9 protein-coding genes and 1 pseudogene are annotated in these 5,121 nt (G+C 34.9%); 1 reads left to right on the top strand and 9 read right to left on the bottom strand.

Translation table 11 applies throughout. The features are described from left to right. On the bottom strand, window positions 1-818 hold an 818-nt coding region (locus ACYUCW_RS17625), incomplete at its 3' end, for an efflux RND transporter periplasmic adaptor subunit (protein WP_460409153.1). Window positions 819-863: 45 nt separating this feature from the next. Then, window positions 864-1,286, bottom strand: a complete 423-nt coding sequence (locus ACYUCW_RS17620; protein ID WP_004245852.1) for a DoxX family protein — start codon at window positions 1,284-1,286, stop codon at window positions 864-866. Window positions 1,287-1,410: 124 nt separating this feature from the next. Between ACYUCW_RS17620 and soxR the strand changes: the two genes are divergently transcribed. Continuing rightward, window positions 1,411-1,860: a redox-sensitive transcriptional activator SoxR gene (gene soxR, locus ACYUCW_RS17615; RefSeq protein ID WP_004245851.1), complete on the top strand. Its 450-nt coding sequence runs from the start codon at window positions 1,411-1,413 to the stop codon at window positions 1,858-1,860. Here the strand turns inward: soxR and ACYUCW_RS17610 are convergent, their stop codons facing one another. The 7 genes and pseudogenes from ACYUCW_RS17610 to ACYUCW_RS17580 all read right to left on the bottom strand — a co-directional run. Continuing rightward, window positions 1,861-2,292 carry a hypothetical protein gene (locus ACYUCW_RS17610; RefSeq protein WP_004249195.1) on the bottom strand — a complete coding sequence of 144 codons (432 nt, stop codon included), beginning with the start codon at window positions 2,290-2,292 and terminating at the stop codon, window positions 1,861-1,863. Next, on the bottom strand, window positions 2,282-2,974 hold the full coding sequence (locus ACYUCW_RS17605) for a hypothetical protein (protein WP_004249196.1): 693 nt from the start codon (window positions 2,972-2,974) through the stop codon (window positions 2,282-2,284). The genes ACYUCW_RS17610 and ACYUCW_RS17605 overlap by 11 nt, the downstream gene beginning before the upstream one ends. After that, entirely contained in the window at window positions 2,955-3,527 is a 573-nt protein-coding gene (locus ACYUCW_RS17600; RefSeq protein WP_460409152.1) for a type III secretion protein, read from the bottom strand. Before ACYUCW_RS17600 ends, ACYUCW_RS17605 begins: the two co-directional genes overlap by 20 nt. Next, the gene (sctJ, locus tag ACYUCW_RS17595) at window positions 3,520-4,272 is read right to left on the bottom strand and encodes a type III secretion system inner membrane ring lipoprotein SctJ (RefSeq protein ID WP_004250131.1); all 753 of its coding nucleotides are present in this window, start codon (window positions 4,270-4,272) and stop codon (window positions 3,520-3,522) included. Before sctJ ends, ACYUCW_RS17600 begins: the two co-directional genes overlap by 8 nt. 2 nt (window positions 4,273-4,274) lie before the next feature. After that, window positions 4,275-4,553 (bottom strand): type III secretion system inner rod subunit SctI, encoded by a 279-nt coding sequence (sctI, locus tag ACYUCW_RS17590; protein WP_004249198.1) that lies wholly within the window; start codon window positions 4,551-4,553, stop codon window positions 4,275-4,277. 23 nt (window positions 4,554-4,576) lie between these two features. Then, window positions 4,577-4,831, bottom strand: coding sequence for a type III secretion system needle filament subunit SctF (sctF, locus tag ACYUCW_RS17585; RefSeq protein ID WP_004249199.1), 255 nt, complete (start codon window positions 4,829-4,831; stop codon window positions 4,577-4,579). A gap of 49 nt (window positions 4,832-4,880) precedes the next feature. Continuing rightward, window positions 4,881-5,121 (bottom strand): annotated as a pseudogene (locus ACYUCW_RS17580) (hypothetical protein); the annotation flags it as partial.

Raw genomic sequence — 5,121 nt, 5'->3', positions numbered from 1 at the left:
GAGGTAACTTGAACACGAGCAAACATGCCCGCTTTTAATTTGTTATCGGTATTCGGTAAAATGGCTTGTACTTGCACAGTGCGAGAAGGGCTAATAAGAGGGTCTATGGCATTAAGTGAGCCGGTAAATGTTTGATTAGGATAAGCATCAACTGCAATATTAATAGGTTGATGAGTTGAAAGCTGTGGCGCCACTTGCTCATCGAGTGAAAAGTTAAGTTTTAAGTGGCTTGCATCCACTAATGAGGCAACACGTTCCCCAGCATTTAGATACTGTCCTTCATGCACGAGTTTTATGCCGACAATACCATCAAAGGGAGCTTTAATGGTTTTTTGTGCAATGCGCGCTTTCACTTCACGGATAGAGGCTACAATCATATCGCGCTCTGATAACGTACTATCTAATTGTGCTGCTGCAGCCACATTTTTACTATAAAGTTGGCGAGTTCTTGAATAAAGTTTTTCTGCATTAGTTAGTTGTGCTTGTAGGCGTAATAATTCCGCTTGCTCTGGCTCATCATTTAATTTTACTAAGATTTGTCCCGCGGTGACGGTTTGTCCTGATGCAAAGTGAATCGTGGCGATGCGCCCATTTGTTTCTGCCGCTAAATAGACTTGTCTAGCAGCTTCCAATTCTCCAACACCATGCATGGTATTGGGTAATTCAGCGGATTGCGCGGTTGCTAATGCCACTTTTGTTGGTGGATAAGCAAATGGCTGTGTTTCATCTTCATCAGATCCCATTGTTGCATAAACCATTGCCCCTGCACTTAATAAAAATAGTGAGGCACATAAAGTTAACGTCAATTTCTTATTCATTTTACCGCCGATCCCATAGTGAAGTTTTTATCTATTTTTAGGGTGTTATGAGTTGAATTTTTTCCATAATGCTCTGAAGTGGCTAGCCATTGCGGTTGCCATTAGTCCTCCAATCACAGAGGTATGCTCTATCGCAAAATACATGGATAACATCGCTTTATCGCCCGTCATATTCCAAAACGTATGTACAATCACAATGGTTAAAAATAAGAAAGTGGCTAATGCGCCAGCACCTAACCATAGATAACGATCAAAAAGAACTAAAATCGATCCAGCGAATAAAACAATGGCGCTGGCGAGATTAAAAAACCAATCAGGGTTTAACCCTGCTGCACGCATCTCTGCCAAACTATTCTCATAATCAAATACCTTGGCAAAACCCGATGATAAAAATAACAATAGAATTAGCACTCTTGCGACAATCCATAATGTTTGGCTTTCAAGAATACGTGCAATTGAGTTAGGCATGTATCAGTCCTCAATAAACTTAAAAATAAAAATCAGGCAATTGGCTGACTTGACTTTGTATTGGGACAGGACTATAAAACCTCAAGTTAACTTGAGGTCAAGTGAAAAATAAAAAAGGTAGCAAATGAGTAAAGAGAAAATAGATTTTAATCGAGCGCTCACGGTTGGCGAAGTGGCAAAACGCAGTGGTGTACCCATCTCTACACTGCATTTTTATGAAGAAAAAGGATTGATAAAAAGTTCTCGGAGCCCTGGAAATCAGCGCCGTTACCCGTCAGTGGTACTCCGTTATGTGGCAATTATTAAAGCAGCGCAGAGTACAGGTATTCCATTAAAAGAAATTCAGGAAATATTAGGGAAATATCCACCAAATAGTAAATTAACTGCAGAACAATGGCATGAAATATCAACGGATTGGAAAATACGGCTCGATGAGCGTATTCGGCGTCTTAAGCGATTACGTAATGGACTTGATCACTGTATTGGCTGTGGATGCCTATCATTAAATGATTGCCCATTACGTAACCCTGATGATATTTTAGGAGAAAAAGGGCCTGGTGCTCAAATGTTATGATCACAATGAAAATGTCACCCTATCAGGCTTAAAAAAACCTTCGAATTCATCATTGTTATCGATCATACCTAATAATTCTTGGGTGACTTGATGGTAAAAACCTTGATAAGAGAGCCGTGAAATTAGTGCTTGATTAATTAAGTTTTTATTTTCATGATGCTCTAATTCACTTTGTTGGTGTGCATAAACTAATAAGGCTATTTGTCGCTTCTCTTTTAACGTTTGATTACCTCCATCTTTGACATCAAATTGGTCTAATAAAGTAAGAATATCATTAGCATGGCTAAGATCCGCCTTGCTTAAATCTTGATAAAAAGTCAGTTTCAAATTTTCGATAATAGGATCTGATCCTTTTCTCGAAATATTGTTAGCACTAGATAAAGTCGAAGGAGAGTTATATACCTGCTGTGCGCGGAAAGGATCAATTTTCATTGTTATCCTCGTTTAAAATTGGCTTTCTTGAAGAAAGATCGTCTGAGGGGGTAAATGTATTGATAAAGTTTAATAGCAGTTGTTTGATGTTTTGCTCAAAAATCGGTTGATAAGTTTCAGAAAAAGGCCGATGAAATTGTGCTCTTAGATCGTTGAGAAATATGGCAGGATCAAAAAAAGTAATTTGATCACCGGTATGAATAGCAATGGTCTTGTTGTTATGGCAGTTTAACTTAATATTGCTATTGTCGAGTTCACTCTCAAAATAGCGCTGTAGTGTTGTGGGAATATCGAGTGTTACTTTTTGCTCAAGAGGAACAGATGACATCAGATATTGAGTGAGTTTAACTTGTATTTCAGGTGAATCTAAGAATTCCCCGATCGTTGCGACGAGTTGTTCTCGTTGCTGAAATTCATATTGTACAAATTTTTCTTGATATTCAATTGAGAATCTTATTATATCAGCTAATAAAACCTGTAATCCTTTAGCATAAGCTTCGTTAGCTATCTTATTACGAAGTTTATCTAGTTTATGATTAAAGTGATGCAGCATTTTTTTTGCTGCCTGCTTGGTCGCTAATGTTGTTTTATGAATATTATCGAGCTGTCGTATATAGTGAGCTCGTATTAATACACCTTCGCAGGTATATTTTAAAAGGTTGTCAGGTAACAAGCGTAGCATAATTTAATACCAGTAAAAAAAGTGTAGGAGATAAAACAAGTGATTTAGGAAATGCAATATTAATTGATAAAGATTTTGGTGAAAAAAGTAATTTAAAACGTTGAGCTAGTGCGTTCGATATTAGCTTAATAAAATTAAATAGTAATTGATAGCCAATATCTATGGGGGAAATATCTTTTAGTGACAGTAATATTTTGCTATCGATAGTCCTATTTAACATAGGATAGAGAGCTAAAAATGCTTTTAATGAAGGTTCTAAATGATAATAATTTTGTGCTAATAGTGTATGACGAGAATAAAAATAACCTAAAAATAAAGCACAACGAGGAAGAGTGTGCCAATGAGTAAATATTTTTTCTACGGTAGTATCAATCTCACAATCAATATGCAGTATAAGTTGATATTGCCCAATTAAATGACGATTAGCTATTTTTTGCCATAGAGTATTTTCTTCTGGCGATGCTAATACATCGTAGTCTGAATGGATATAACTTAACGGTTCATGCATTACATTAGAGATCAATTTAAATTGTTCAGCAGTCAGATTACTCATTCTCGCTTACCATTTTATTGACTTGTTTACGACGATAAATAATCAATATGACCATAATTATTATAATTAAACTAATTACTGATAACCCTATGAGTAACCAAGAGTTACTCAATGATGTCGTATTATCTTGGTGAAGTTGATTATTTAATATCGTAAATTTATTGATATTCCGTGGATATAATAAAACAGTAATATTACTCTCATCCATATCATTAAAAGCATTATGGACAAAAGCACGAACATCGTCACTTAGCTGATCACTATCTATCATGCCATCTTCATAGAAAACTAAAGCAGAAGCATGAGGTGTTGGCGTTATACGATCATTTGATGATAGTGGATAACTGACATGTACTCTCGCATCGATAAGATGATCAATGGTTAATAATGATTGTTCTAACCGTTGCTCAATGGCTGAAATTAAACGTGCTTTTTCAGCTTGAGGCGATGAAACTAATGCATCTGATGGAAATAATTGTGTAATTTCAATACGAGAAATTGTTGGTAATTGATATTCTTCTAATATTTGAATAGCAATCCCTATATTTTCCTTTTTAACTGAGATCTCAAATAATCCTTTTCCTAACGCAGTACGAGTACTTGTTATTTGGTGTTTCTGTAACACCGCTTGAATTTCAGTTGCTTGCCTTTGACTTAAATTAGTGAGCAGTGATTGATCCTTACAACCGTTTAATAAAGGAAGTAAGCAACATAAAAATAGTAATAACAAATACCGTCTATTCATTACTATTGAGCCTTAAGTAGTGTTTCCACAATATTGAGAGATTTTCTTGCTAACGTACTCGCTAAGCTCATCGTAATTGAATAATCGCTAAGTTCTATTTGTAAATTCGTATAACTTTGGGCATCACCTAATTGGCTTAATGTTGTTAACTTTTCTTGTATCTTTTTTTCATATTGCATACTACTAATAATGCCATTTACCATGATAGTCGATAAACTATCATCACTTGTATCTTGTAGCTCTTTGGTTAAGTTAACCGGAATAATAGTTGCAATAGCCATACATAATCTCCGTAAAACTCATGTTAACGCATATTACCAATAATGCTCATTGCTAAATCTTTAACAACTTTGATTGATGTAGATTGAGCATTACGTGTAATATTATATTCGGCAAGTTTGGCTTGATATTCGGCTAATGCCGCGGCATTAGATGTATCAGCTTTTAATGCTTCTAAAGCTTTTGATAAATTATTACTTTGGGTTCTTACAGGTTTATGAAAATATTGGTCAACTTTGTTAATTGAACTTACATCTGTTTGAACAAGACTCGCAGCCATAAATTACTCCTTTGTGCTTAAATTTGTTATGTTACTCATCATAGCTTGATTATCCTTGAGGAAAATAACGATGCTGATTATCAAGAAAAATATATCCATTATCTTCTTGTAGCATTGCTTTATTTTTCAAGTTGATATTAACTTTATTTTCACGATAAAAAATAAATTTTCTTCCAAAAAAAGCTGCCTGTTTTTTTATATAAGCATTAAATTTTTCTTTGTCATTTACGCTTAGCTTATCATCAAAGATAAAAATTAAGCCGTTATTTTTTTCTTCAATAGTATATCCT

Source organism: Proteus sp. MB838 (assembly GCF_054767435.1).
Note: the sequence above shows the minus strand (reverse complement) of the source record. Positions and strands in the feature narration are given on the sequence as shown.

Bases quoted from the DNA above. Each gene is read 5' to 3' on its own strand.
- ACYUCW_RS17620 (WP_004245852.1), bottom strand. From the start codon at position 1,286: ATGCCTAACTCAATTGCACGTATTCTTGAAAGCCAAACATTATGGATT.
- soxR (WP_004245851.1), top strand. From the start codon at position 1,411: ATGAGTAAAGAGAAAATAGATTTTAATCGAGCGCTCACGGTTGGCGAA.
- ACYUCW_RS17610 (WP_004249195.1), bottom strand. From the start codon at position 2,292: ATGAAAATTGATCCTTTCCGCGCACAGCAGGTATATAACTCTCCTTCG.
- ACYUCW_RS17605 (WP_004249196.1), bottom strand. From the start codon at position 2,974: ATGCTACGCTTGTTACCTGACAACCTTTTAAAATATACCTGCGAAGGT.
- ACYUCW_RS17600 (WP_460409152.1), bottom strand. From the start codon at position 3,527: ATGAGTAATCTGACTGCTGAACAATTTAAATTGATCTCTAATGTAATG.
- sctJ (WP_004250131.1), bottom strand. From the start codon at position 4,272: ATGAATAGACGGTATTTGTTATTACTATTTTTATGTTGCTTACTTCCT.
- sctI (WP_004249198.1), bottom strand. From the start codon at position 4,553: ATGGCTATTGCAACTATTATTCCGGTTAACTTAACCAAAGAGCTACAA.
- sctF (WP_004249199.1), bottom strand. From the start codon at position 4,831: ATGGCTGCGAGTCTTGTTCAAACAGATGTAAGTTCAATTAACAAAGTT.